This window comes from Citrobacter sp. Ce006, assembly GCF_030336535.1.
In the GTDB taxonomy this organism is placed as follows: domain Bacteria; phylum Pseudomonadota; class Gammaproteobacteria; order Enterobacterales; family Enterobacteriaceae; genus Citrobacter; species Citrobacter europaeus.
This window is the reverse complement of record NZ_JAOWDO010000067.1, coordinates 593,219-618,425: the sequence shown is the minus strand read 5'-3', so window position 1 is coordinate 618,425 and position 25,207 is coordinate 593,219. Positions and strand designations below refer to the sequence as shown.

The following is a 25,207-nucleotide window of genomic DNA, read 5'->3' as shown; positions in this document are numbered from 1 at the left end:
CATTTACCCTCTTGCTGCCAGTGCAGTGACGCGGTCATAGGCCGCACCGCTGCGCAGTACATTAATCACGGTTTGCGCATTGGTTTTTAAATCTTCTTCACCGTGCAGGCGCATTAACATGGCGACATTTGCGGCAACAGCAGCTTCATGAGCGGCTTCACCTTTACCTTGTAACAAGCGACTAAGAATGTCACGGTTTTCTTCCGGCGTGCCGCCAGCCAGCTGTTCCTGGTGGTATGGCGTCAGGCCAAAGTCTTCCGCCGTCAGTTGATAACTCTTGATTTCGCCATCGTGCAGCTCTGCCACAATGGTCGGCGCATGCAATGAAACCTCATCCATGCCGCCACTGTGCACTACGGCTGCCCGCTGATATCCCAATACGCGCAGCGTTTCGGCAATCGGCAGCACCAGTTCTGGACTGTATACGCCGATCAGTGCCAGCGGCGGATGCGCCGGGTTAATCAGTGGGCCGAGCACGTTAAAGAGCGTGCGGGTTTTCAACTGTTGGCGTACCGGCATGGCATGGCGAAATCCGGTGTGATATTTCGGCGCAAACAGGAAGCACACCCCGAGGTCGTCAAGCGCCTGACGGGATTTATCGGCGTTCATATCCAGATTGATACCAAATGCCGCTAACAGATCCGAAGAACCCGATTTGCTGGATACGCTGCGGTTGCCGTGTTTGGCGACTTTCAATCCGCAAGCCGCCGCAACAAACGCGCTGGCGGTAGAAATATTGATACTGTTGCTGCCGTCGCCGCCGGTACCGACAATATCGGCAAACAGATAATCAGGACGCGGGAACGGAGCGGCGTTTTCCAGTAGCGCGGTTGCCGCACCGGCAATTTCATTCGGGTGTTCACCACGGATTTTCATGCTCACCAGTGCTGCAGCCAGTTGTTCCGGCTTCAGTTCACCGCGTACCACAGCAGAAAACAGCTGGTGGCTTTCCTGCTGAGACAACGTCTGAGCCTGATACAGTTTCTCCAGAATGGGTTGCAGCGTATTGGTCTGTTCGAGCTTCTGTTGCGCCCAGGCCAGCGTTTGCTCCAGCAGACGCGCGCCCTGGGTAGTCAGAATGGATTCCGGATGGAACTGGAAGCCGCAGACGCGATCGGTGTCGTGACGCACCGCCATCACCATGCCGTTAAAGTGGGCGTTGATGGTCAATCCGGCGGGCACATTACTGCCAACCAGCGAATGGTAGCGCGCCACCGGCAGCGGATTTGCCAGACCGGCGAACATTGCCTGGCCGTCGTGTTCAATGCTGGACGCTTTGCCGTGCAGGATTTCGCCAGCCTGACCGACATAACCACCATAGGCTTCAACAATCGCCTGATGCCCCAGACAAATGCCGATAATTGGCAGTTTGCCGCGCAGGCGGGTTAACAGCTCCGGCATGCAGCCGGCTTCGCTTGGCGCACCAGGACCCGGAGAGAGCATCAGCACCGGGTTTTTCATGGTTGCTAAGCGGTCAATTAACGTCTGGGCCGGAATATGGTTGCGGTAAATCACCACGTTGTGACCGTTAGTGCGCAGCTGATCTGCCAGGTTATAAGTAAAAGAGTCGATATTATCGAGCAGCAGAATGTCAGCCATTAGAAAGTCTCCTGTGCGTGGTGCGCGGTGGCGATAGCACGCAGAACCGCTCGTGCTTTATTACGGGTCTCATCGGCTTCAGACTGTGGAACAGAATCCAGCACAATCCCGGCGCCGGCCTGCACGGTGGCAATACCGTCTTCCACGAGAGCAGAACGAATCACAATACAGGTGTCCAGATCGCCATGGGCCGTGAAGTAACCTACCGCGCCGCCATAGCTGCCGCGGCGGCGACCTTCGGCTTCGGCGATAAGCTGCATGGCGCGAACCTTCGGCGCGCCGCTAAGCGTGCCCATGTTCATGCAGGCACGGTAAGCATGCAGCACATCCAGATCGCTACGCAGCTCGCCTACTACCCGGGAAACCAGGTGCATCACGAAGGAGTACCGATCCACTTTGGTCAGATCAGCAACGTAGCGGCTGCCCGGCGTACAAATGCGCGCCAGGTCGTTACGCGCAAGGTCAACCAGCATCAGGTGCTCGGAAAGCTCTTTATGGTCTGTACGCATCTCCAGCTCAATACGGCTGTCGAGATCGCGGTCAAGCGAACCGTCTGCACGACGACCGCGTGGGCGGGTTCCGGCAATCGGGTAGATTTCAATCTGGCGACTGGTGGCATCGTATTTCAGTGAGCTTTCCGGGGAGGCGCCAAACAGCGTGAAATCGTTGTCCTGCATGAAAAACATGTACGGGCTGGGGTTACTTTTCTTCAGGACATAGTAGGCTGCCAGCGGTGACGGGCAGGGCAGCGAGAAACGGCGGGACGGAACAACCTGGAAAATTTCGCCCGCGCGAATGGCTTTTTGCATCCCACGCACCACGGCGCCAAATTCTTCATCGCTCTGATTGCATTCACAGCGCATCTGCGGGACTTCAGTGACGGGCAGCGGCGGCGCAGGCTCGGTAAGCTGCTGGCTCAACTGCGCCAGTCGGGCGTTGAGTCGCTGTTTTTCTACATCGTCAGGGGTAAATACGCTGGCCTGAATGCGGGTACTTTTCTTCTGGTGGTCGATCACCATCAGCGTTTCAGCCAGATAGAAGCAGTAGTCAGGGCAACGGTTGCCCGCTTCAAGTTGTGGTAACTCTTCAAAACCGGCAACCAGGTCGTAGGAAAACAGACCGCCGAAGAACATGGCTTCACGTTCTTGCGCAGGAACATTAACCAGCTCCTGCAATAAACGGAAAGCATCAAATACGGAAAGGGAGCATAAGCGAGCGTCTTCATCAAGCAGCGGGCTGACGGCAGGGAATCGCAGATGACGGCCATTTGGTTGTTGTTCGTTCTCAACGCCAGCTGGCAGAGCGGCATCCAGCAGGGGCAGCAGCGATGCGCCGTTTGCGGATAATGCCTGAATAGTGACAGCGTCACCGAGGGCGGTAATGCGTAATGCGCTGTCGACCAGCAGCAGGCTTTTCAGATCGTCTTTGCTGTCGATATCGGCAGATTCCAGCAGCAGCGTGGCCGGGCGTGCGCCACACACCTGGTGAAACAGCGCCGTTGGATTTTCACGGTAGGCGGCATCGCAGGCTAGCAGTTCGAGTGTCGGTTTTTGAGTTTGCATCGTTATTCTCATTAATTTTGTTCAAAAAAAAGCCCGCTCATTTGGCGGGCCGGGTATCTGGTTGCATATTGCAGACGTAAGACACTGCCCGAAATCAGGAAGTGCGCCACCAACCGTGCAGAAAAAATGTTGCTTTCATCTCAGATACCTTCTTCATGTGAACTTGCGTACTAGTTAACTAGTTCGATGGAATAAAGTCAACACCTGATTTCAGTATATTTGTCGAAACCGCTATGATGAGCGTGTTAAGACATTTATTGAAACGGGAGCCGCCTTGAGCGACACGAATTACGCAGTGATTTATGACCTGCACAGTCATACTACAGCCTCCGATGGACGATTAACGCCAGAAGCCTTAGTACACCGTGCGGTAGAGATGCGAGTCGGTACACTGGCGATCACCGATCATGACACCACGGCGGGTATTGCGGCGGCAAGAGAAGAAATTTCACGTTCGGGTTTAGCGTTAAATTTGATCCCCGGCGTCGAAATATCAACGGTCTGGGAAAATCATGAGATCCATATAGTGGGTCTGAACATTGATACCGCCCATCCAATGATGCGCGATTTTCTGGCGCAACAAACGGAACGTCGTCAGCAGCGCGCACGCCTGATTGCCGAACGGCTCGATAAAGCGCATATTCCCGGGGCGTGGGAAGGGGCGTTACGTCTTGCTGATGGCGGGGCGGTTACCCGGGGCCATTTTGCGCGTTTTCTGGTGGAATGCGGAAAAGCCACAACCATGGCGGATGTCTTTAAAAAATATCTTGCCCGTGGGAAAACCGGTTACGTTCCGCCACAGTGGTGTACAATAGAACAAGCTATTGATGTCATTCATCATTCTGGCGGTAAGGCAGTTCTGGCTCATCCTGGGCGGTACGATCTTAGCGCTAAGTGGCTGAAAAGACTGGTTGCGCATTTTGCTGAACATCGCGGCGACGCGATGGAAGTGGCACAGTGCCAGCAGTCTCCCAATGAACGCACCCATCTGGCGACGCTTGCGCGTTCGCATCAACTGTGGGCATCGCAAGGGTCTGATTTTCATCTACCCTGTCCATGGATTGAGCTGGGGCGTAAACTCTGGTTGCCCGCAGGCGTAGAAGGCGTCTGGCAACTCTGGGAACAGCCCGAGACCACAGAGAGGAAAGTATGAGCCAGTTTTTTTATATTCATCCCGAAAACCCACAACAGCGACTGATCAATCAGGCCGTTGAAATCGTGCGTAAAGGTGGGGTGATCGTCTATCCAACCGATTCCGGCTATGCGTTGGGCTGCAAAATTGAAGATAAAGGCGCGATGGAGCGCATTTGTCGCATTCGTCACCTGCCGGACGGGCACAACTTTACGCTGATGTGCCGTGACTTGTCTGAACTGTCGACCTATTCGTTTGTCGACAACGTGGCCTTTCGTTTAATTAAAAACAACACGCCGGGCAACTACACCTTCATCCTGAAAGGGACGAAAGAAGTACCACGTCGACTGTTGCAGGAAAAACGTAAGACCATCGGCCTGCGTGTACCCTCGAATCCCATTGCGCTGGCGTTGCTGGAAGCGCTGGGCGAGCCGATGCTCTCTACGTCGCTGATGCTGCCGGGCAGCGAATTTACCGAGTCAGATCCGGAAGAAATTAAAGATCGTCTGGAGAAACAGGTGGATTTAATTATCCACGGCGGATATCTCGGCCAACAGCCGACCACGGTCATCGATTTAACCGACGATTCTCCGGTCGTGTTGCGTGAAGGCGTCGGCGACGTTAAACCTTTCTTATAAGGACGCGAACCGCTATACTACGCGGCCTTAAAATGGCGCTGACTGGCGCCGTTGATTCTCCTGTTCGACGCCTGTGAAGGCGACATCTAAAGGAAGCTCTATGAGCGAAAAGTTACAAAAAGTGCTGGCGCGCGCTGGCCACGGTTCTCGCCGTGAAATTGAATCCATAATTGCCGCGGGTCGCGTGAGCGTTGATGGCAAAATTGCTACGCTCGGCGATCGCGTTGAAGTCACTCCGGGTCTGAAAATCCGTATCGACGGTCATCTGATTTCGGTTAAAGAGTCTGCGGAGCAAATCTGCCGCGTTCTGGCCTATTACAAGCCCGAAGGTGAACTGTGTACCCGTAACGACCCGGAAGGTCGTCCAACCGTGTTTGATCGTCTGCCAAAACTGCGCGATGCGCGCTGGATTGCCGTAGGGCGTCTGGACGTGAATACCTGTGGTTTACTGCTCTTTACCACCGATGGTGAACTGGCTAACCGTCTGATGCACCCAAGCCGCGAAGTTGAACGTGAATATGCGGTACGTGTGTTTGGTCAGGTTGATGATGCAAAACTGCGCGATCTGAGCCGTGGCGTGCAGCTGGAAGATGGTCCTGCGGCATTTAAAACGATCAAGTTCAGCGGTGGTGAAGGGATCAACCAGTGGTACAACGTTACGTTGACCGAAGGGCGTAACCGTGAGGTCCGTCGCCTGTGGGAAGCCGTGGGTGTGCAGGTAAGTCGTCTTATCCGTGTCCGTTACGGTGATATCCCGCTGCCGAAAGGCCTGCCGCGTGGCGGCTGGACGGAGCTTGATCTTGCCCAGACCAACTATCTGCGTGAGCTGGTAGAACTGAAGCCGGAAACGACCTCTAAAGTTGCCGTCGAGAAAGATCGTCGCCGTATGAAGGCGAATCAGATCCGTCGTGCGGTGAAGCGCCACTCACAGGTCGGCAGCAGCCGTCGTCCGGGCGGTCGTAGCAACAACGGTTAATCATGACCAGGCCTGATAAGCAAAGCGCCATCAGGCGTTAGCGTGGAGCCGGATGTGGTGCAAACCCTTATCCGGCCTGCACTCAATAATCTATCCCTATTTGGGCTTTCACACCCGCTTCAAACGCGTGCTTGACCGGGCGTAGTTCGCTGACCGTATCCGCTAACTCCAGAATATCGCGATGGCATCCACGACCGGTGATAATGACCGTTTGATGGGCAGGGCGCGCGTTTAGGGCATTGATGACCTCTTCAAGCGGCAGGTAGTCGTATGCCACCATATAGGTCAGCTCGTCCAGTATCACCATATCCAGTTCAGCGTCGGCCAGCATCCGCTTGCCGTGTTCCCACACGGCCATACAGGCTGCGGTGTCGGACTCGCGATTTTGCGTTTCCCAGGTAAATCCTGTCGCCATAACCTGAAACTCTACGCCGTGGGGTTCGAGTAAGTTTCGTTCGCCGTTTGGCCACGTACCCTTAATAAATTGCACCACACCGACTTTTTTACCGTGGCCTACCGCACGCGTGGCGGTACCAAACGCAGCGGTGGTTTTACCCTTACCATTTCCGGTGAACACAATAATAATCCCGCGCTCATCCTTCGCTGCGGCAACACGGGCGTCAACCCGGTCTTTTACGCGCTGCTGGCGCTGCTGATAGCGTTCTTCACTCATTGGGCAATTCCTGGTTTACGGCCCGGTTGGGCATCGAAAGTCATACCGGTTTTACGGCGGCTGTCATCGCCCATCAGCCACAGGTAGAGCGGCATAATATCGGCGGGGGTTTTCAATTTGTTCGGATCTTCCGTCGGGAACGCGCTGGCTCGCATACCAGTACGTGTACCGCCTGGATTGATACAGTTTACGCGCAGGTGACGGTTCTGATATTCATCTGCCAGAACCTGCATCATTCCTTCGGTAGCAAATTTGGAGGTAGCATACGCTCCCCAGTTGGCGCGCCCCTGGCGGCCAACGCTTGAAGAAGTAAAGACCAGCGATCCGGCATCGGATTTGAGCAACAACGGCAACAATGCCTGGGTCAGCATAAAGGTGGCGTTGACGTTTACCTGCATCACGTCCTGCCAGACCTGCGGGTTTTGCTCACTCATCGGGCAAATATCGCCGAGCAGACCAGCATTATGCAGTACGCCATCCAGACGCGGGAAATGCGCGGCAATACGCTGTGCGAGCTGGTGGCATTCATCAGAAGTACAGGTGAGCAGATCCAGCGTGAACCAGTGTGGTTGCGTACCGTTTTCATCGGCAATGGTGCGGGCAACCTGACGCAGCTTTTCTTCATTACGCCCTAGCAGAATAACGGTCGCGCCGTAACGCGCATAAGTTTGTGCGGCCTCACGTCCGATGCCGTCGCTGGCACCGGTGACCAGAATAATACGGTCCTGTAGAAGGTCTTGTTTAGGTTGATAATGCACGGCTACTCCTCGGCGACGCCTGGCCATCTCGTTCGCGATAACTTTTGGGCTTTATGCCTTAAACCCTGTTCTTTTTCAATCAGCCAAAGGCAATAACACCGCAAAATGAACGCTTTGTCATGCTTTTTGCTGATTCCTTGCGGGGTGGATGAAACAAGACGGGTTAACAAGGCTGTTGTACACTGAGCGAAAGTAGCGTTGTTTAACCAAGGTGGGTCTCGTGGAATTGTTGTCTGAATATGGGCTGTTTTTGGCAAAAATTGTCACTGTCGTGGTGGCTATTGCGGTGATAGTTATGCTGATCGTCAACGCGACACAACGCAAACGTCAGCGTGGGGAATTGCGGGTTATTAATCTCAGCGATCAATATAAAGAGATGAAAGAAGACCTGTCGCTGGCCCTATTGGATGGGCATCAACAAAAGTTCTGGCATAAGGCGCAGAAAAAGAAACATAAGCAAGAGGCTAAGGCTGCCAAAGCTAAAGCAAAACAGGGAGACAGCACGTCATCTGATAAACCGCGTGTATGGGTACTTGATTTTAAAGGCAGTATGGATGCCCATGAGGTTAGCGCATTACGCGAAGAGGTGACGGCGGTGCTGGCGGTCGTTAAACCTCAGGATCAGGTAGTGGTTCGTCTGGAAAGCCCGGGCGGTGTGGTACACGGCTATGGCCTGGCCGCGTCGCAGTTACAACGCCTGCGCGATAAGCAGATCCCACTGACCGTCACGGTGGATAAAGTCGCTGCGAGCGGCGGATATATGATGGCCTGCGTGGCGGATAAAATTGTCTCTGCGCCGTTTGCCATCGTCGGCTCTATTGGCGTCGTGGCACAGATCCCGAACTTTAACCGCTTCCTGAAAGGGAAAGACATTGATATCGAACTGCACACGGCCGGACAGTATAAGCGTACGCTGACGCTGCTTGGCGAGAACACGGAAGAAGGGCGGCAGAAATTCCGCGAAGACCTGAACGAAACGCATCACCTGTTTAAAGATTTTGTGCAGCGCATGCGTCCGACTCTGGACATTGAGCAGGTAGCCACCGGGGAGCACTGGTTTGGGCAACAGGCGCTGGCAAACGGGCTGGTGGATGAGATTAATACCAGCGATGAGGTGATTCTCAGCCTGATGAAAGGTCGCGAAGTGTTTAACGTACGTTATCTGCAGCGTAAAAAACTGATGGACCGTTTTACCGGCAGTGCGGCCGAGAGCGCCGATCGTTTACTGCTGCGCTGGTGGCAGCGGGGGCAAAAGCCGCTGATGTAAATTGTCATTGCCGGATGGCGCGAACATCGTCATCCGGCAAATCATTTCTCGCGTTAATCGATCAAGTGATACTTTTCAGAAAGTACATGCGCCAGGTGTTTAAACATATTAAACACCGCCGTACTTTTGGCCGTTGGTAGCCCTTGCTCGTCTAAAAAGTAATCTCCGCTGAAAACCAGCACGCCATTTCGCTGCGTAACGCCGGTGGCGACAATCCCCGCCAGCGTGTCCTCATGCTCACGAATGATTTTGTTGGCTTCAATCAGCAGTGTTTCGCGATCGATGGGTTGAGTGTCTTTATGCATTATTTACTCCTTAAACAAGGACATTAGTCTACGCCGAGCCCGGCTTGTGGGCAAATATTCCCTGACTTAAATGAAGGCTTTAGGAGGGGATTGCAACTGGCGAGATTTGTTTTTGCATGCTAATAAAGTTGCGTAACGCATTTTATCAGGTACAGTGTGACGCTTTCGTCAATCTGGCAACAGATTTGCTTGACATTCGACCAATACTCCGTCGTGCTATAGCGTTTGTGAGCAAAAAATCCTGTTAACTCAGTAACATGAGAGCTACATTACAAGCGCGAATCAGTTTAAGGGGTTGATATCCGCCGACGCAGAGACCATATCGATGTCTCGTCGCCAGTGGAAGGTGAATCAACGTGCGACGCATTCTGGAAGAATCAAATTAGGTAAAGGTGAATATGGGTAAAGCTCTTGTCATCGTTGAGTCCCCGGCAAAAGCCAAAACGATCAACAAGTATCTGGGTAATGACTACGTGGTGAAATCCAGCGTCGGTCATATCCGTGATTTGCCGACCAGTGGCTCAGCAACTAAAAAGAGCGCCGACTCAACCTCCACCAAAACGGCTAAAAAGCCCAAAAAGGATGAACGTGGCGCTCTCGTCAACCGTATGGGTGTTGACCCGTGGCACAACTGGGACGCGCGCTATGAAGTGCTGCCCGGTAAAGAAAAAGTTGTTTCTGAACTGAAGCAACTGGCTGAAAAAGCAGACCACATCTATCTCGCAACCGACCTTGACCGCGAAGGGGAAGCCATTGCGTGGCACCTGCGGGAAGTGATCGGCGGCGATGACACCCGCTACAGCCGCGTGGTGTTTAACGAAATTACTAAAAACGCTATTCGTCAGGCGTTTGAAAAACCGGGCGAACTGAATATCGACCGTGTGAATGCGCAACAGGCGCGCCGCTTTATGGACCGTGTTGTGGGCTATATGGTGTCGCCGTTGCTGTGGAAAAAAATTGCGCGCGGTCTTTCCGCTGGCCGCGTACAGTCGGTTGCTGTGCGTCTGGTGGTTGAGCGTGAACGCGAAATCAAAGCATTCGTTCCAGAAGAGTTCTGGGAGATTGATGCCAGCACGACTACGCCAGGCGGCGACGCGTTACCGCTTCAGGTAACGCATCAGAATGACAAACCGTTCCGCCCGGTCAACCGGGAACAAACGCTTGCCGCCGTTAGCTTGTTGGAAAAAGCGCGCTACAGCGTCCTGGAACGTGAAGATAAGCCGACCAGCAGCAAGCCGGGCGCGCCGTTCATCACCTCCACGCTACAGCAGGCTGCCAGCACGCGTCTGGGCTTCGGCGTGAAGAAAACTATGATGATGGCGCAGCGCTTGTATGAAGCGGGCTACATCACGTATATGCGTACTGACTCAACCAACCTGAGCCAGGATGCGGTGAACATGGTTCGCGAGTACATCGGCGATAATTTTGGCAACAAGTATCTGCCGGAGAGCGCGAACCAGTACGCCAGCAAAGAGAATTCGCAGGAAGCGCACGAAGCTATCCGTCCTTCTGATGTCGCCGTACAGGCGGAATCGCTGAAAGATATGGAAGCCGATGCGCAGAAACTGTATCAGCTGATCTGGCGCCAGTTTGTTGCCTGTCAGATGACGCCAGCCAAATATGACTCCACCACGCTGACCGTGGGCGCGGGTGATTTCCGTCTGAAGGCGCGTGGCCGTATTCTGCGCTTCGATGGCTGGACCAAAGTAATGCCTGCGCTGCGTAAGGGCGATGAAGATCGCATTTTACCGGCGGTAGATAAAGGCGATACGTTGACGCTTATCGAACTGACGCCAGCGCAACACTTTACCAAACCGCCTGCGCGCTTCAGCGAAGCTTCGCTGGTTAAAGAGCTGGAAAAACGTGGCATTGGTCGCCCATCCACGTATGCGTCGATCATCTCTACGATTCAGGATCGGGGTTATGTTCGCGTTGAGAACCGTCGTTTCTATGCTGAAAAAATGGGTGAAATCGTCACCGATCGTCTGGAAGAAAACTTCCGCGAACTGATGAACTACGATTTTACCGCGCAGATGGAAGACAGTCTCGACCAGGTGGCAAATCACGAAGCCGAATGGAAGGGCGTACTCGACAACTTCTTCACTGATTTTACTCAGCAACTGGATAAAGCTGAGAAAGACCCTGAAGAAGGCGGTATGCGTCCGAACCAGATGGTGCTGACCAGTATTGATTGCCCAACCTGCGGACGCAAGATGGGTATTCGTACCGCCAGTACCGGCGTTTTCCTTGGTTGTTCCGGCTACGCGCTTTCCCCAAAAGAGCGTTGCAAAACCACCATTAACCTGGTGCCGGAAAACGAAGTGCTGAACGTGCTGGAAGGCGACGATGCGGAAACGAACGCGCTGCGCGCCAAACGACGCTGCCAGAAGTGCGGCACGGCGATGGACAGCTACCTTATCGATCCTAAGCGCAAGCTGCATGTATGTGGTAATAACCCTACCTGCGACGGCTATGAGATCGAAGAGGGTGAATTCCGTATCAAGGGTTATGACGGTCCTATCGTTGAGTGCGAGAAATGTGGCTCTGAAATGCACCTGAAAATGGGACGTTTCGGTAAGTACATGGCGTGTACCAACGACGAGTGCAAAAATACCCGTAAGATCCTGCGTAACGGTGAAGTCGCTCCGCCGAAAGAGGATCCGGTTCCGTTGCCAGAACTGCCGTGTGAAAAATCTGACGCGTATTTCGTGTTACGTGATGGTGCTGCGGGTATCTTCCTGGCGGCAAATACGTTCCCGAAATCACGTGAGACCCGTGCGCCGTTAGTGGAAGAGTTGTACCGCTTCCGCGATCGTCTGCCGGAAAAACTGCGCTATCTGGCAGATGCGCCGCAGACCGATCCGGACGGCAACAAGTCCATGGTTCGTTTCAGCCGTAAAACTAAGCAGCAATATGTTGCCGCTGAGAAAGACGGTAAGGCTACCGGCTGGTCCGCGTTCTTCGTTGATGGCAAATGGGTAGAAGGAAAGAAATAACAGCATTCTGGCTGAATTTCTCCTCAAAGGGTCGCGTAAGCGGCCCTTTTTGTTTCTGGCGTATTATTTTTTTTCATCACTATACAGCTCACATAGAAATGATATAGTGGTTATAGTTAACACACTTTTTATTATTAAATCGTATTAGCAGCGCCAACGAGCCTGCTCTGAAACGATGATTTGATGGCGCAAATCGGGATGGCTTAACATGAAATTACAGCAGCTTCGCTACATTGTTGAGGTGGTGAACCACAACCTTAATGTCTCCTCAACCGCGGAAGGGCTTTATACCTCCCAGCCAGGTATCAGTAAGCAAGTTCGCATGCTGGAAGATGAGCTTGGCATCCAGATTTTTGCCCGTAGCGGTAAGCACCTGACCCAGGTTACGCCAGCGGGACAGGAAGTTATTCGTATTGCGCGCGAAGTTTTGTCCAAGGTCGAGGCCATTAAGTCCGTAGCTGGCGAACATACCTGGCCGGACAAGGGCTCATTGTATATCGCTACTACCCACACTCAGGCGCGTTACGCGCTGCCAAACGTGATTAAAGGCTTTATTGAACGTTATCCTCGCGTCTCATTGCATATGCATCAAGGATCGCCGACGCAAATCGCCGAAGCCGTCTCGAAAGGGAATGCAGATTTTGCTATCGCGACGGAAGCTTTGCACCTGTATGACGACCTGGTGATGCTGCCTTGCTACCACTGGAACCGTTCGATTGTCGTTACGCCGGACCATCCGTTGGCGGGCAAATCTTCCGTATCTATTGAGGAACTGGCGCAGTATCCACTGGTGACCTACACCTTTGGATTTACCGGGCGTTCGGAGCTGGACACCGCGTTCAATCGTGCCGGACTGGAGCCGCGCATTGTTTTTACCGCGACCGATGCCGATGTCATCAAGACCTATGTCCGTTTGGGTCTCGGCGTGGGGGTCATTGCCAGTATGGCGGTTGATCCTGTGTCCGACCCTGACCTGGTTCGCGTTGATGCGCATGACATTTTCAGCCATAGCACCACCAAAATTGGTTTTCGTCGCAGCACCTTTTTACGCAGTTACATGTATGATTTTATTCAACGTTTCGCACCGCATCTGACGCGTGATGTGGTGGATACGGCGGTGGCGCTGCGTTCCAACGACGATATTGAAGCCATGTTTAAAGATATTAAATTACCTGAGAAATAATAACGACTGTAACCTCGTCGGTATCCTTAAACATAAAGCGATACCGACGACAGAATCTGAACTATTCATTATTTTTCATCTCTATATTAACCGTATATTGTTTATGGTGAAGTTTCACTAAAGTAGTTTCAAATTACTAAGCGCGCCAAAAATCCTTCACAAATATTTATAACCGATCAAACTATTAATTTATTTATCAGGTCGAGCACGAAAATTATCTGGCTTTTTTTCACCTTTTTTATTAGGATTCCTCCTATCTGATGATTAATTGTACCAATTGTTTGGTGCCTAAATGATAAGTGATTTCGATAGTATGAGGTTAGCGATGCCTTCAGGAAACCAGCCAGCACGCCGGGATCCCGCAATGAAACGTAAAGCCTGGTTCGCTGTGTTTCTTGGCTCTGCGATATTCTGGATCATCGTCGCGCTCGTGGCCTGGAATGTGTGGGGGTAGGTGATGTCCACACCGGAACAACGCTCCACCGCAACGCCATCTCCTGACTCTCGTGAACATGAGAGTCAACGCGACGCAGAGAATAAGCCGAATATTCCTCTGACCTGGAAACTCTCTCCTGAACAGCGGGCCTTTATCGATCTGTTTGCTGATGCTGATGATGATGAACAGAAACAATAATTAATATGTTTTTTATTACTATTATTAGCCCACCGTCTTGTATCTCTACTAATTAATTCCGAACAAGCGCCATCAGCCACGCTAATCCGCGTATTATCGAGTGGCCGTTGTCTGTTACACATTCACCGTTTAAATTTTCATTGCTTTAACCTTTCTCTCGCCATTGACTTCACCTGCCACTTTTATCAATTTGAGTTGTTATCAAAGCGTTACATTTTGTTTGTGTTATCTTTAATACTAACCCTGAAGAAAATCAGGGGATCCAACCCTGTCATTTAAGGAGGAGCTATGTCGTCGACCCTACGAGAAGCCAGTAAGGACACATTGCAGGTTAAAGATAAAACCTACCGTTACTACAGTCTGCCGCTGGCCGCGAAATCACTGGGTGATATCACCCGCCTACCTAAGTCGCTAAAAGTTTTGCTGGAAAACCTGCTTCGTTGGCAGGACGGAAATTCTGTTACTGAAGAAGATATTCATGCGCTCGCGCATTGGCTGAAAACCGCCCATGCCGATCGTGAAATTGCCTATCGACCTGCTCGCGTTTTGATGCAGGATTTTACCGGCGTGCCGGCGGTGGTCGATCTGGCCGCCATGCGCGAAGCGGTGAAACGTCTGGGTGGGGATACGGCAAAAGTGAATCCGCTTTCGCCAGTGGATCTGGTCATTGACCACTCGGTAACGGTGGATCGTTTCGGTGATGATGATGCTTTCGAAGAAAACGTTCGTCTGGAAATGGAACGCAACCATGAGCGTTATGTGTTCCTGAAATGGGGACAGCAGGCATTTAGTCGCTTCAGCGTTGTGCCGCCGGGGACGGGGATTTGCCATCAGGTTAACCTTGAATACCTGGGCAAAGCCGTCTGGAGCGAGTTACAGGACGGTGAGTGGGTGGCTTATCCCGATACGCTGGTCGGTACCGATTCTCATACGACGATGATTAATGGTCTCGGTGTACTGGGCTGGGGCGTTGGAGGCATTGAAGCCGAAGCGGCAATGCTGGGTCAACCCGTCTCAATGCTTATCCCCGATGTTGTGGGCTTTAAACTGGTGGGCAAGCTGCGGGAAGGTATCACCGCGACTGACCTGGTTCTGACCGTCACCCAGATGCTGCGTAAGCACGGCGTGGTCGGTAAATTTGTTGAATTCTACGGTGATGGGCTGGACACCTTACCGCTGGCCGACCGGGCAACCATTGCGAATATGTCGCCGGAATACGGCGCAACCTGCGGTTTCTTCCCGATCGATGACATCACCCTCGAATACATGCGTCTGAGTGGGCGAAGTGAGGAGCAGGTTGAGCTGGTCAGCGCCTACGCCAAAGCGCAGGGCATGTGGCGTAACGCCGGCGATGAACCCGTATTTACCAGTTCGCTGGAGCTGGATATGGGCAGCGTGGAGGCAAGTCTTGCCGGACCAAAGCGCCCGCAGGATCGGGTGGCGCTGGCTGATGTACCGAAAGCTTTTTCGGCCAGTAATGAACTTGAGGTGAATAGCTCGCTGAAAGACCGTCAGCCCGTGGACTACACCATGAGCGGCCAGCAGTATAAGCTGCCGGACGGTGCGGTGGTGATAGCCGCTATCACTTCCTGTACCAACACCTCCAACCCAAGCGTACTGATGGCGGCGGGGCTACTGGCGAAAAAAGCAGTGACGCTGGGTCTGAAACGTCAGCCGTGGGTAAAAGCCTCGCTGGCGCCTGGATCGAAGGTGGTCTCTGATTATCTGGCACAGGCCGGGTTCACACCATATCTTGATGAGCTGGGATTCAATCTTGTAGGTTATGGCTGTACCACCTGTATAGGTAACTCTGGGCCTTTACCCGATCCTATCGAGACCGCCATCAAAAAAGGCGATCTGACGGTAGGGGCGGTACTTTCCGGCAACCGTAACTTCGAAGGTCGTATCCATCCGCTGGTGAAAACTAACTGGTTGGCGTCTCCGCCGCTGGTGGTGGCTTACGCGCTGGCGGGAAATATGAATATCAACCTGACGAAAGATCCGTTAGGCCATGACAGGAAAGGCGATCCCGTTTATCTGAAAGATATCTGGCCGACAGCCCAGGAAATAGCCCGTGCCGTAGAGCAGGTCTCTACCGCCATGTTCCATAAAGAGTATGCTGAAGTGTTTGAAGGCACGCCAGAATGGAAAGCAATCCAGGTTGATCGGGCTGATACCTATGGCTGGCAGTCTGACTCGACCTATATCCGCTTGTCGCCATTCTTCGATGGTATGCAGGCTACGCCGGATCCGGTTCAGGACATTCACGGCGCGCGTATTCTGGCAATGCTCGGGGATTCCGTCACCACCGACCACATTTCTCCTGCCGGCAGTATTAAACCGGACAGCCCGGCCGGGCGTTATCTGCAAAGTCACGGCGTTGAACGTAAAGATTTTAACTCCTACGGTTCACGACGCGGGAATCATGAAGTGATGATGCGTGGTACCTTTGCCAATATTCGTATTCGCAATGAGATGGTACCCGGCGTGGAAGGCGGCATGACGCGTCATTTGCCGGGAACTGAAGTGGTGGCTATCTATGATGCGGCCATGCAATATCAGCAGGAGAACGTACCTCTGGCAGTTATTGCCGGGAAAGAGTATGGCTCCGGCTCCAGCCGCGACTGGGCGGCGAAAGGCCCGCGCTTGCTAGGGGTTCGCGTAGTTATCGCTGAGTCTTTTGAGCGTATTCACCGCTCTAACCTGATTGGTATGGGGATTTTACCGCTGGAATTCCCGCAGGGCGTCACGCGTAAAACGCTGGGATTAACCGGTGAGGAAGCGATCGATATCACGGACTTACAAAACATTAAGCCGGGGGCGACAGTCCCGGTGAGTATGGTACGCCCGGATGGGCGTAAAGAGGTGATACTATGCCGCTGTCGTATTGATACCGCAACGGAGCTAACGTACTATCAAAACGATGGTATTCTGCATTACGTGATTCGTAATATGTTGAATTAAAATGCAAAAAGCCTGCGAGGGCAGGCTTTTTTACCAGTGCTGGCAATGCTTATTTGCTCAGCAAATGTCCCATCTTGGCGGCTTTGGTGTCCAGGTAATGTTCATTGTTTGGGTTACGGCCCACAATCAACGGCACACGTTCAACAATATTGATTCCCGCTTCGGTCAGGATTTCTACTTTCTTCGGATTATTGGTCAGCAAACGAACTTCATCCACACCCAGCAGCTTGAACATATCCGCACACAGCGTGAAATCGCGCTCGTCTGCCGCAAATCCCAATTGATGATTAGCTTCAACGGTATCATAACCCTGGTCCTGCAACGCGTAAGCGCGGATTTTGTTGAGCAGGCCGATGTTACGTCCTTCCTGACGGTGATAAAGCAGTATCCCTCGCCCTTCTTCAGCAATATGGGTGAGGGCCGCTTCGAGCTGGAAACCGCAATCGCAACGCAGGCTAAACAGTGCATCGCCAGTCAGACATTCCGAGTGGACGCGCGCCAGGACAGGCGTTTGGCCTGTAATATCGCCAAAAACCAATGCGACATGATCGTGTCCGGTTGCCAGTTCTTCAAATCCCACCATCAGGAAATCACCCCAGGGGGTTGGCAGTTTGGCTTCTGCCACACGTTTAAGCTGCATGTAATTCTCCAGATTATGCTGGCACTCGTCGTGCCTTCGCCTGTCGGCTTCTGTTCTGTATTACACTATTTTGCCATAAGGCAACGACGTTCACCTAATCGCGACCAAGGATTCGCTTTTGGAATGGCACAAAATTGTCAATTTTCCCGGCATGCGCAATTTTCAGTTATGATTGTGAGACTTATCGACGAAAGGAGAGGCAATGCTTTCTATTGCAAAGCGCACCGCAGTTGGGGCTGGACTACTACTTATCATGCCGGTTGCCGTATGGGTATCTGGCTGGAGCTGGCAGCCGGGACACAATGTCTGGTGGTTAAAGTCCTTGTACTGGGTAACGGAAACGGTGACGCAGCCGTGGGGAATTATCACTCATGTTGTTCTCTGCGCATGGTTTCTGTGGTGCCTGCGCTTTCGTCTGAAAGCCGCAGTGATGTTGTTTGCTATTCTGGCGGCAGCGATTTTAGTCGGGCAGGGCGTGAAGTCCTGGGTCAAAGACAGGGTGCAAGAGCCGCGACCTTTTGTCATGTGGCTGGAAAAAACGCACCATATTCCGGTTGATGAGTTCTACACTTTAAAACGTAAAGATCGTGGGCACTTAGTCAAAGAACAATTGGCAGAACAGCAGGATATTCCAACGTTTTTACGCAAGCACTGGCAAAAAGAAACGGGGTTCGCTTTTCCATCCGGGCATACGATGTTTGCCGCCAGTTGGGCTTTACTGGCAGTAGGATTGTTATGGCCGCGCAGACGTACGCTGACAATTGTGTTTTTGCTGACCTGGGCCACCGGCGTTATGGGTAGCCGCTTGCTGTTAGGCATGCACTGGCCCCGTGATTTGGTGGTGGCAACGCTGATTTCGTGGCTGCTGGTGACGTTGGCGACGTGGCTTGCGCAGCGGGTATGCGGGCCATTAACACCGCCAGTACAGGAGAAAAAAGAAATTGCGCAGCGAGAACAAGAAAGCTAGCGATGATTGATTTTTCAAATTTTGCCCTTAAATCAGAAAGTGGAAAGCGCTTTTCCGTTTCGCACTCGTTGTGAAAATGGTAATTTAAAGGGCTCAATGCGGTAAGTTGGACACGATTTATTCGCTCAAACCACATAACGGGAAGTAATGTGAAATATTTACTCATTTTCTTACTGGTGTTGGCGATTTTTGTTATTTCGGTGACATTAGGCGCGCAAAACGATCAACAGGTTACGTTTAATTACCTGCTGGCTCAGGGTGAGTATCGTATCTCTACGCTGCTTGCTGTATTGTTTGCCGCAGGTTTTGCGATTGGTTGGTTAATTTGCGGCCTTTTCTGGCTGAAGGTTCGTGTGTCTCTTGCGCGCGCCGAACGTAAAATCAAACGACTGGAAAACCAGCTTGCGCCTGCGACCGACGTTGCGGTTTCTGCCGATTCGTCGGTTGTGAAGGAATAATTATTTATGTTGGAGTTGTTGTTTCTGCTTTTACCTGTAGCCGCTGCCTATGGGTGGTATATGGGTCGCAGAAGTGCGCAACAAAACAAGCAGGATGAAGCTAACCGTCTTTCCCGTGACTATGTCGCCGGGGTTAACTTCCTCCTGAGCAACCAACAAGACAAAGCGGTGGATCTGTTCCTTGATATGCTAAAAGAGGACACAGGCACCGTTGAGGCTCATCTCACCCTCGGAAACCTGTTTCGCTCTCGCGGTGAAGTCGATCGCGCAATCCGCATCCATCAAACGCTAATGGAAAGTGCCTCGCTGACCTACGAGCAGCGTTTACTGGCCGTGCAACAACTGGGACGCGACTACATGGCCGCGGGTTTGTATGACCGCGCTGAAGACATGTTCAATCAGCTGACCGATGAAACTGATTTTCGCGTCGGCGCATTACAGCAGCTGTTGCAAATTTATCAGGCCACCAGCGAATGGCAAAAAGCCATTGATGTCGCGGAGCGTCTGGTGAAGCTTGGTAAAGACAAGCAGCGTAATGAGATAGCCCACTTCTATTGCGAACTGGCCCTACAGCAAATGGGTAGCGACGATTTGGATCGCGCCATGACGCTGTTGAAAAAAGGCGCAGCGGCAGATAAAAACAGTGCGCGGGTATCCATCATGATGGGGCGCGTGTATATGGAGAAAGGTGATTACGCAAAGGCAGTTGAAAGCCTACAGCGGGTGATTTCCCAGGATAAAGAACTGGTCAGTGAAACGCTGGAAATGCTGCAAAGCTGCTACCAGCATCTGGGGAAAAACGATGAGTGGGTGGAGTTTTTGCGTCGGGCCGTTGAGGAGAATACTGGCGCCGCCGCCGAACTGATGCTGGCTGATATTCTTGAAGCGCGTGAGGGTGCTGAGACAGCTCAGGTTTATATCACTCGGCAGTTGCAACGCCATCCTACGATGCGCGTGTTCCACAAACTGATGGATTACCATCTCAACGAAGCAGAAGAAGGGCGTGCCAAAGAAAGCCTGATGGTTCTGCGCGATATGGTCGGGGAGCAGGTACGCAGCAAGCCGCGCTACCGCTGCCAGAAATGTGGTTTTACCGCGTATACGCTGTACTGGCATTGCCCATCTTGCCGTTCATGGTCAAGCATTAAGCCCATTCGCGGACTTGATGGGCTGTAATTTTTAAAAAAACCTCACTTTAGTTACAACATACTAGTTATATTTAATAGATCCATCCTTCACCTCCGCTGCCAGTTTCGCCTGGCAGAAATGTAATCGCGCCTGTTAATTTTCTATTACCGCAGGTAGAATGCACGCCGTTTACCCATTTCGCGCCGCCGGAGGCGCCCATCCTCAAGAAGGTCTGGTCATGACGTTTACTGCTTCATCTTCTTCTCGTGCTGTTACTGATTCTCCTGTCGTTGTCGCTCTCGATTATTCCAATCGTGATAAAGCATTAGCTTTTGTCGACAGAATTGATCCTCGTGATTGCCGTTTGAAAGTGGGCAAAGAGATGTTCACGCTTTTTGGACCTCAGATGGTTCGCGATTTACAACAGCGTGGCTTTGATGTCTTTCTTGATTTGAAATTTCATGATATTCCCAATACCACCGCGCATGCCGTTGCAGCCGCAGCCGATCTTGGTGTGTGGATGGTTAACGTTCATGCCTCTGGCGGGGCACGTATGATGACCGCAGCCCGTGAAGCCTTACTCCCTTTTGGCAAGGACGCGCCGCTGCTGATTGCGGTAACGGTTCTGACCAGTATGGAAGCCAGCGACCTCGCCGATCTTGGCGTGACGTTGTCACCTGCAGAGCATGCTGAGAGACTGGCGCGCTTAACTCAAAATTGTGGTCTGGACGGGGTAGTGTGTTCAGCGCAGGAAGCGGTGCGATTCAAGCAGGCGTTTGGTCAGGCATTTAAGCTGGTGACGCCAGGGATTCGTCCGGAAGGTAGCGAGGCGGGCGATCAGCGTCGTATTATGACGCCGGAGCAGGCGCAGTTAGCCGGTGTGGATTACATGGTGATTGGTCGTCCGGTCACGCAGTCTGCGGATCCCGCGCAGACGCTGAAGATGATCAACGCCTCCCTGAAACGAGGTGCGTAAATGAACGACTCAAACTCTCGTCTGGTCTATTCAACCGACTCCGGGCGTATTGATGAACCGAAAACGGCGCCTGAGCGTCCAAAAGGCGATGGCATTGTGCGTATCCAGCGCCAGACCAGTGGCCGCAAAGGTAAGGGCGTGTGTCTGATTACCGGTCTTGATCAAGACGATGCCGAACTGACCAAATTAGCCGCTGAACTGAAGAAAAAGTGTGGGTGTGGTGGAGCGGTAAAAGACGGTGTGATTGAAATACAGGGTGACAAACGCGACCTGATTAAATCGTTGCTGGAAGCCAAAGGAATGAAGGTTAAACTGGCAGGCGGTTAATAAAAAAAGCCACGGAAAAAATCCGTGGCTTTTTAATAATACAGACCTGAAAAAGTAAACGTATTATTATATCGAGCCGTTCAACCGTAGATTATTTACCCACCTGGTGGCCAATTATACCACCTACTGCAGCACCACCCAGCGTACCCAGCGCACTGCCATCAGTCAGGACTGCGCCACCCACTGCACCCGCACCAGCGCCGATAGCGGTGTTACGGTCTCGTTTGGACCAGTTAGAGCAGGCACTCAGAGACATTGCCAGAGTAATTGCCAGAATGGCGGCGGTCATTTTTTTGCTCGTTACTAACATAATACTTTCTCCTGAATTATTGATTCACGGAATCCAGTGTTCTTTAAGAATAGCGCTAAATTAAGACTATAGAAGATATTTCCGTGAAACCGTGTAGCGAAGGCATTACAAACACTATCCTGAAGTTGGATGTTCGTTCCTGTTATATCGCTAACATTAATTTTACGACTTTATCCTGTTAACGACAGGTAAAAAGTCTTAATTGGACTGTCAGATAACTCTCAGAGAGGAGATGATTTGCCTGCTGACAAATCATCTGCTGAAGATTTTATGCGTGGGCATCAATGATATTGACGGTCAATCCTGAATGCTCGAGCTGCATTTGCACGCTGGCACTGAGTCTGGAGTCCGTCACTACACGGCTGAATCGCTCTAACGGACCCAACGTGTAAGGGTGGATGGCTTCGAATTTTGAGCTGTCGGTTAGCACAATGACTTCTGCGCCTTTTTCCAGCACCGCGTTAACCACGTCAGAACGCATCATGTCGCGTCCGGTAAAGCCGGTGTCTGCTTGCCAGCCATCAATGCCGATAAAGGCCTTGCTGAAGTGTACCTGCTGGATAAACTGGCGAGTTAAAGGGCCGACCATACTCTCGCTTTTTTTCTGGTAAATTCCACCGAGAAGAATTACCTCGCAGGGGGTTTCTTTCAGCAGATGGGCAATGTAGCTGCTCACAGTGATAATGGTGACATCCTTTTGCTCAGCCAATGTTCTGGCCAGAAGCGCATTGCTGCTGCCGTTTTCAATGAACACGGACTCGCCTGGGCTTACCAGCGATGCGGCGAATTCAGCCAGCTCACGCTTCAGGGTGAAATTGGTCATCATGCGTGTTTCAACATCATCGCTGTTCAATGAAACAGCAAAGCCGTGCGCTCGGCGTAAATAACTCTGTTTTTCCAGCGTGTTCAGATCCTGTCGGATCGTCACTTCTGATACGCCGGTGAGTTTTGCCAGATCGGCGACGCTCATCTGACCTTTGTCGGTCACCATCTGCAAAATAGATTGTTGTCGGGAATTCATAGTATTAATTTTATAGCGATATCGTATCGGAAATTAAACGGAAACTGCATTATCCGCAGTTTGCTGATAGCAGCGACATCAAAAGTGCGATGTCATCAGATCTCCCACGGAGCCTTAGGCTTTTTCGCCAAAGATTCGGTATCTTCTTTGACAGTGTTTAACAGTTCAGCCTTCAGAATTTCAAGGTTATGGATGGCTGAGTGGTAATCACCTGCAACGAGGATATCCAGCACGGTATCAATACGTTCGGCCAGACGCTGAGCGTCGATATCAGACATGGTCATCATCCTAATGGCAATAGAGTTTGAATTTCATGATGCAGAATTTCATGGCAAAAGAGAAGGGAAAAATAGTATTAACCTGAACGATTGGAGAATATTATATATTCTGTGATTACATGCAGATAAGATCTCCATGTAATGTCCATTTATGGCTATTCACTACGTATAATTTCTCTACATTAACGCATTTTTTTACTCAGATGTCGGCGATACCAACGTTCAAATGCGGCTGCTGGCATTGGTTTAGCGAATAAAAACCCCTGACGCTCATTGACGCCATTTTTGGTCAGAAACGCATCCTCTTTCGCGCTTTCCACGCCTTCAGCAATCACCTGCAGGTTGAGCGCCTGTGCTACTGCAACAATGGCTCGCACCAGCGACTGTGAAATGGATTGCTTGTGTACATCTCGGACAAAGGTCTGATCCAGTTTAATTGCATCCAGCGGGAAGCGGGCCAGTTGCGACAGCGACGAATAACCGGTACCAAAATCATCCAAATGGATTTGCGCTCCCAACTGACTAAATTGCTGAATAACGGACAACGCCAGTTGTTCATTTTCAATCAGGCTGCTTTCCGTTAATTCAACATCGATGGGGCAATACTCAAAGTTGAGTTCCTGAAGTACCTGCTTCAGTGCGGTAAAAAGCGTCTGGTCGGCGAGCTGGCGGGCAGAAACGTTTACCGCCACGCGCAGGTTTATGCCCTTGGCGCGCCATTTCGCGACCTGGCGCACTACGTCGAGAATAACCCAACGACCCAGCGGGACGATGAGCCCCGATTCTTCGGCGTAGGATATAAACTCCAGTGGGGGAATGAGGCCACGTTCCGGGGACTGCCAGCGTACCAGCGCCTCCAGACTACGCACTTCACCGCGCCAGGTTATCTTTGGCTGATAATGGATAACCAACTGATCGTTTTCCAGCGCCTTACGCAGATTGGTATCCAGCCACAGATATTCAAATACGCGCTGATTCATTTCCGGAGAGAAAACACAAAACTGTCCGCGACCGCCTTCTTTTGCGGTGTACATGGCTGTATCCGCATTACGAATGACGCTCTCGCAGTCCTGACCATGCTGAGGTGCGAGGGAAATACCAATAGAGCATCCGGTATAGATTTCAATCAGGCCGATGCGAAATGGCTGGCGCAGGCGCGTCAGAATGCGTGATGCGGTAGCTTCCAGTGTGCCCTGGGATGTTTCGGTGGCCAGGACAATGAATTCATCGCCGCCAAACCGCGCCAGTATCTGGTTGTCGTCGAGACAACTGAGGATTGCCAGCGATACGCTTTGTAATAATTGATCGCCAAACATATGCCCGTAGGCATCGTTTACCTTTTTGAAGTTATCCAGATCGAGGTACACAATACCGACCTGCGTATCGCCTGCGTTCTCAATCGCATTGCCGATCAGTTCATGAATTGCGTTGCGGTTAGGTAAGCCTGTGATGGAGTCGGTATTTGCCAACACCCGTAGTCGCTCCTGCGCGCGGCGTTCTTCAGTGATATCGGTCCCGGAACAGATCAGAAATATTTCGTTCTTGCCGCTACCGTTATGCACAAATTTATTGCGAAACAGAAACAGACGCTGGCCTTTGCAGGTTTTCACCCAGCGCTCAACCTCATACGAATTACCTTCGCGGAAAAAGACCTCGATATTGCGCCGTGAAGCCGCAGCCTCACGTCGACTCATAAATAATGTGAATACACTTTGGCCAATAACTTCACGTTCTTTGAGGCCAGTGTACTCTTCACACAGGCGATTAAACCGCTGAATGTTGCCCATCCGGTCAAGAATGACAATAACGGAATTGGCTTCAGAAACGACCTGTTCGGCAAAAGAGAGCCCGTGAGCCAGGTCGCGGGCGACGGAAGGGGTGTCATCCCAGGCGGATGCGCTTCCGGCCCATTCGCGTTTATTGATTTTTCGACCGACCAGATGCACAGGTATGTCGTCATCTTCAATGGGCAACGTCATTAACAGACTTGACGTAATCACCGTCATCTCGCGAATGCGATCGGCTTGTTCAGGTGATAACTCGATGGTCTGATCGGCGCCTGACGTTTCGTCGATAGAGAAATGCAGGATGTTGCAATCCTCTGACAAACGCCAGTAGGGGTTATGAGTGCCCACATAGCTATACAACGTAACCAGCTCCCGGACGTCTTTCATGATGTGTACTATCCCGTTTAAAGCGCATAGAGCCTCAAAAGTAAGGGTAGCCATGATTCATTCAGGGTGATTATGGCTGAACGTATTGTTTTTTTTATATATTTATGTGTAATCCAGAATCCGTAAAAAGCAAAGCAAACGGAACTGAAAATAGTAAAAAAATAATTTTGACCGATTGAAAGAAGTGTAGTGCCTGGTGGGAATTTGGGCGGAAAAAAGAAAACGACCTTTCACAAAATGA

25 protein-coding genes and 1 other annotated feature are annotated in these 25,207 nt (G+C 51.7%); of the genes, 14 read left to right on the top strand and 11 right to left on the bottom strand.

All coding sequences use genetic code 11. The features are described 5' to 3' along the window. Positions 1 to 3: 3 nt before the first annotated feature. The 3 genes from trpD to trpL form a co-directional block, all read right to left on the bottom strand. Positions 4 to 1,599, bottom strand: a complete 1,596-nt coding sequence (gene trpD, locus OGV94_RS12010; protein WP_199994758.1) for a bifunctional anthranilate synthase glutamate amidotransferase component TrpG/anthranilate phosphoribosyltransferase TrpD — start codon at positions 1,597 to 1,599, stop codon at positions 4 to 6. Continuing rightward, a complete protein-coding gene (locus tag OGV94_RS12005; protein WP_047410834.1) occupies positions 1,599 to 3,161 on the bottom strand; it encodes an anthranilate synthase component 1 in 1,563 nt (520 codons plus the stop codon). The genes trpD and OGV94_RS12005 overlap by 1 nt, the downstream gene beginning before the upstream one ends. 23 nt (positions 3,162 to 3,184) lie before the next feature. After that, positions 3,185 to 3,279 (bottom strand) — a sequence feature (Trp leader region). After that, positions 3,256 to 3,300: a trp operon leader peptide gene (trpL, locus tag OGV94_RS12000; RefSeq protein ID WP_191229385.1), complete on the bottom strand. Its 45-nt coding sequence runs from the start codon at positions 3,298 to 3,300 to the stop codon at positions 3,256 to 3,258. Its footprint overlaps the feature before it by 24 nt. Positions 3,301 to 3,435: 135 nt before the next feature. On the opposite strand from trpL, the gene rnm reads away from it, so the two are divergent. The 3 genes from rnm to rluB all read left to right on the top strand — a co-directional run bounded on the left by rnm (position 3,436) and on the right by rluB (position 5,907). Beyond that, a complete protein-coding gene (rnm, locus tag OGV94_RS11995) occupies positions 3,436 to 4,314 on the top strand; it encodes an RNase RNM (RefSeq protein ID WP_047410842.1) in 879 nt (292 codons plus the stop codon). Next, on the top strand, positions 4,311 to 4,931 hold the full coding sequence (locus OGV94_RS11990) for an L-threonylcarbamoyladenylate synthase (protein WP_003020628.1): 621 nt from the start codon (positions 4,311 to 4,313) through the stop codon (positions 4,929 to 4,931). Before rnm ends, OGV94_RS11990 begins: the two co-directional genes overlap by 4 nt. A gap of 100 nt (positions 4,932 to 5,031) precedes the next feature. Further along, complete coding sequence (rluB, locus tag OGV94_RS11985; RefSeq protein ID WP_003020625.1) at positions 5,032 to 5,907, top strand: 23S rRNA pseudouridine(2605) synthase RluB; 876 nt, start codon at positions 5,032 to 5,034, stop codon at positions 5,905 to 5,907. 82 nt (positions 5,908 to 5,989) lie between these two features. Here the strand turns inward: rluB and cobO are convergent, their stop codons facing one another. Next, positions 5,990 to 6,580, bottom strand: coding sequence for a cob(I)yrinic acid a,c-diamide adenosyltransferase (cobO, locus tag OGV94_RS11980; RefSeq protein WP_043016144.1), 591 nt, complete (start codon positions 6,578 to 6,580; stop codon positions 5,990 to 5,992). Continuing rightward, positions 6,577 to 7,338: a YciK family oxidoreductase gene (locus OGV94_RS11975; RefSeq protein WP_043016145.1), complete on the bottom strand. Its 762-nt coding sequence runs from the start codon at positions 7,336 to 7,338 to the stop codon at positions 6,577 to 6,579. Before OGV94_RS11975 ends, cobO begins: the two co-directional genes overlap by 4 nt. Before the next feature lie 220 nt (positions 7,339 to 7,558). Between OGV94_RS11975 and sohB the strand changes: the two genes are divergently transcribed. After that, positions 7,559 to 8,605, top strand: a complete 1,047-nt coding sequence (gene sohB, locus OGV94_RS11970) for a protease SohB (protein ID WP_286523394.1) — start codon at positions 7,559 to 7,561, stop codon at positions 8,603 to 8,605. Positions 8,606 to 8,658: 53 nt separating this feature from the next. Here the strand turns inward: sohB and OGV94_RS11965 are convergent, their stop codons facing one another. Next, positions 8,659 to 8,910, bottom strand: a complete 252-nt coding sequence (locus OGV94_RS11965) for a YciN family protein (RefSeq protein ID WP_043016147.1) — start codon at positions 8,908 to 8,910, stop codon at positions 8,659 to 8,661. 398 nt (positions 8,911 to 9,308) lie between these two features. Between OGV94_RS11965 and topA the strand changes: the two genes are divergently transcribed. From topA to acnA, 5 genes are all read left to right on the top strand, one after another. After that, a complete protein-coding gene (topA, locus tag OGV94_RS11960) occupies positions 9,309 to 11,906 on the top strand; it encodes a type I DNA topoisomerase (RefSeq protein ID WP_087053392.1) in 2,598 nt (865 codons plus the stop codon). Between the two features lie 208 nt (positions 11,907 to 12,114). Beyond that, positions 12,115 to 13,089 carry an HTH-type transcriptional regulator CysB gene (gene cysB / locus OGV94_RS11955; protein WP_043016149.1) on the top strand — a complete coding sequence of 325 codons (975 nt, stop codon included), beginning with the start codon at positions 12,115 to 12,117 and terminating at the stop codon, positions 13,087 to 13,089. Between the two features lie 292 nt (positions 13,090 to 13,381). Continuing rightward, positions 13,382 to 13,543 (top strand): YmiA family putative membrane protein, encoded by a 162-nt coding sequence (locus tag OGV94_RS11950; protein WP_008784933.1) that lies wholly within the window; start codon positions 13,382 to 13,384, stop codon positions 13,541 to 13,543. 3 nt (positions 13,544 to 13,546) lie between these two features. Continuing rightward, positions 13,547 to 13,723, top strand: coding sequence for a YciX family protein (locus OGV94_RS11945; protein ID WP_167394267.1), 177 nt, complete (start codon positions 13,547 to 13,549; stop codon positions 13,721 to 13,723). Between the two features lie 288 nt (positions 13,724 to 14,011). Further along, positions 14,012 to 16,687: an aconitate hydratase AcnA gene (gene acnA / locus OGV94_RS11940; protein ID WP_043016150.1), complete on the top strand. Its 2,676-nt coding sequence runs from the start codon at positions 14,012 to 14,014 to the stop codon at positions 16,685 to 16,687. 49 nt (positions 16,688 to 16,736) lie between these two features. Here acnA and ribA read toward each other — a convergent pair whose 3' ends face one another. After that, positions 16,737 to 17,327, bottom strand: coding sequence for a GTP cyclohydrolase II (gene ribA, locus OGV94_RS11935; RefSeq protein WP_043016151.1), 591 nt, complete (start codon positions 17,325 to 17,327; stop codon positions 16,737 to 16,739). A gap of 202 nt (positions 17,328 to 17,529) precedes the next feature. On the opposite strand from ribA, the gene pgpB reads away from it, so the two are divergent. From pgpB to yciH, 5 genes are all read left to right on the top strand, one after another. Continuing rightward, positions 17,530 to 18,294 carry a phosphatidylglycerophosphatase B gene (gene pgpB / locus OGV94_RS11930; protein WP_043016152.1) on the top strand — a complete coding sequence of 255 codons (765 nt, stop codon included), beginning with the start codon at positions 17,530 to 17,532 and terminating at the stop codon, positions 18,292 to 18,294. A 149-nt stretch (positions 18,295 to 18,443) separates the two neighbouring features. Beyond that, positions 18,444 to 18,752 carry a LapA family protein gene (locus OGV94_RS11925; RefSeq protein WP_006684318.1) on the top strand — a complete coding sequence of 103 codons (309 nt, stop codon included), beginning with the start codon at positions 18,444 to 18,446 and terminating at the stop codon, positions 18,750 to 18,752. Between the two features lie 6 nt (positions 18,753 to 18,758). Beyond that, on the top strand, positions 18,759 to 19,928 hold the full coding sequence (gene lapB, locus OGV94_RS11920; protein ID WP_043016153.1) for a lipopolysaccharide assembly protein LapB: 1,170 nt from the start codon (positions 18,759 to 18,761) through the stop codon (positions 19,926 to 19,928). A 190-nt stretch (positions 19,929 to 20,118) separates the two neighbouring features. Then, positions 20,119 to 20,856, top strand: coding sequence for an orotidine-5'-phosphate decarboxylase (gene pyrF, locus OGV94_RS11915; protein ID WP_105179604.1), 738 nt, complete (start codon positions 20,119 to 20,121; stop codon positions 20,854 to 20,856). Further along, positions 20,857 to 21,183, top strand: a complete 327-nt coding sequence (gene yciH / locus OGV94_RS11910; RefSeq protein ID WP_043016155.1) for a stress response translation initiation inhibitor YciH — start codon at positions 20,857 to 20,859, stop codon at positions 21,181 to 21,183. Positions 21,184 to 21,274: 91 nt separating this feature from the next. Here yciH and osmB read toward each other — a convergent pair whose 3' ends face one another. The 4 genes from osmB to pdeR all read right to left on the bottom strand — a co-directional run bounded on the left by osmB (position 21,275) and on the right by pdeR (position 24,966). Further along, positions 21,275 to 21,493, bottom strand: coding sequence for an osmotically-inducible lipoprotein OsmB (osmB, locus tag OGV94_RS11905; RefSeq protein ID WP_043016156.1), 219 nt, complete (start codon positions 21,491 to 21,493; stop codon positions 21,275 to 21,277). A gap of 268 nt (positions 21,494 to 21,761) precedes the next feature. After that, positions 21,762 to 22,514, bottom strand: a complete 753-nt coding sequence (gene yciT, locus OGV94_RS11900) for a DNA-binding transcriptional regulator YciT (protein ID WP_047410862.1) — start codon at positions 22,512 to 22,514, stop codon at positions 21,762 to 21,764. Positions 22,515 to 22,609: 95 nt separating this feature from the next. Beyond that, positions 22,610 to 22,792: a YciZ family protein gene (locus OGV94_RS11895; protein ID WP_047410865.1), complete on the bottom strand. Its 183-nt coding sequence runs from the start codon at positions 22,790 to 22,792 to the stop codon at positions 22,610 to 22,612. A gap of 182 nt (positions 22,793 to 22,974) precedes the next feature. Then, positions 22,975 to 24,966 carry a cyclic di-GMP phosphodiesterase gene (gene pdeR, locus OGV94_RS11890; RefSeq protein WP_080625248.1) on the bottom strand — a complete coding sequence of 664 codons (1,992 nt, stop codon included), beginning with the start codon at positions 24,964 to 24,966 and terminating at the stop codon, positions 22,975 to 22,977. Positions 24,967 to 25,207: the final 241 nt, after the last annotated feature.

Coding starts and splice junctions, on each gene's coding strand:
- OGV94_RS11990 (WP_003020628.1), top strand. CDS start 4,311: ATGAGCCAGTTTTTTTATATTCATCCCGAAAACCCACAACAGCGACTG.
- yciT (WP_047410862.1), bottom strand. CDS start 22,514: ATGAATTCCCGACAACAATCTATTTTGCAGATGGTGACCGACAAAGGT.
- lapB (WP_043016153.1), top strand. CDS start 18,759: ATGTTGGAGTTGTTGTTTCTGCTTTTACCTGTAGCCGCTGCCTATGGG.
- pdeR (WP_080625248.1), bottom strand. CDS start 24,966: ATGAAAGACGTCCGGGAGCTGGTTACGTTGTATAGCTATGTGGGCACT.
- pyrF (WP_105179604.1), top strand. CDS start 20,119: ATGACGTTTACTGCTTCATCTTCTTCTCGTGCTGTTACTGATTCTCCT.
- OGV94_RS11945 (WP_167394267.1), top strand. CDS start 13,547: ATGTCCACACCGGAACAACGCTCCACCGCAACGCCATCTCCTGACTCT.
- OGV94_RS12005 (WP_047410834.1), bottom strand. CDS start 3,161: ATGCAAACTCAAAAACCGACACTCGAACTGCTAGCCTGCGATGCCGCC.
- pgpB (WP_043016152.1), top strand. CDS start 17,530: ATGCTTTCTATTGCAAAGCGCACCGCAGTTGGGGCTGGACTACTACTT.
- osmB (WP_043016156.1), bottom strand. CDS start 21,493: ATGTTAGTAACGAGCAAAAAAATGACCGCCGCCATTCTGGCAATTACT.
- OGV94_RS11965 (WP_043016147.1), bottom strand. CDS start 8,910: ATGCATAAAGACACTCAACCCATCGATCGCGAAACACTGCTGATTGAA.
- ribA (WP_043016151.1), bottom strand. CDS start 17,327: ATGCAGCTTAAACGTGTGGCAGAAGCCAAACTGCCAACCCCCTGGGGT.
- cobO (WP_043016144.1), bottom strand. CDS start 6,580: ATGAGTGAAGAACGCTATCAGCAGCGCCAGCAGCGCGTAAAAGACCGG.
- OGV94_RS11895 (WP_047410865.1), bottom strand. CDS start 22,792: ATGTCTGATATCGACGCTCAGCGTCTGGCCGAACGTATTGATACCGTG.
- rluB (WP_003020625.1), top strand. CDS start 5,032: ATGAGCGAAAAGTTACAAAAAGTGCTGGCGCGCGCTGGCCACGGTTCT.
- topA (WP_087053392.1), top strand. CDS start 9,309: ATGGGTAAAGCTCTTGTCATCGTTGAGTCCCCGGCAAAAGCCAAAACG.
- cysB (WP_043016149.1), top strand. CDS start 12,115: ATGAAATTACAGCAGCTTCGCTACATTGTTGAGGTGGTGAACCACAAC.
- yciH (WP_043016155.1), top strand. CDS start 20,857: ATGAACGACTCAAACTCTCGTCTGGTCTATTCAACCGACTCCGGGCGT.
- trpD (WP_199994758.1), bottom strand. CDS start 1,599: ATGGCTGACATTCTGCTGCTCGATAATATCGACTCTTTTACTTATAAC.
- acnA (WP_043016150.1), top strand. CDS start 14,012: ATGTCGTCGACCCTACGAGAAGCCAGTAAGGACACATTGCAGGTTAAA.
- OGV94_RS11950 (WP_008784933.1), top strand. CDS start 13,382: ATGATAAGTGATTTCGATAGTATGAGGTTAGCGATGCCTTCAGGAAAC.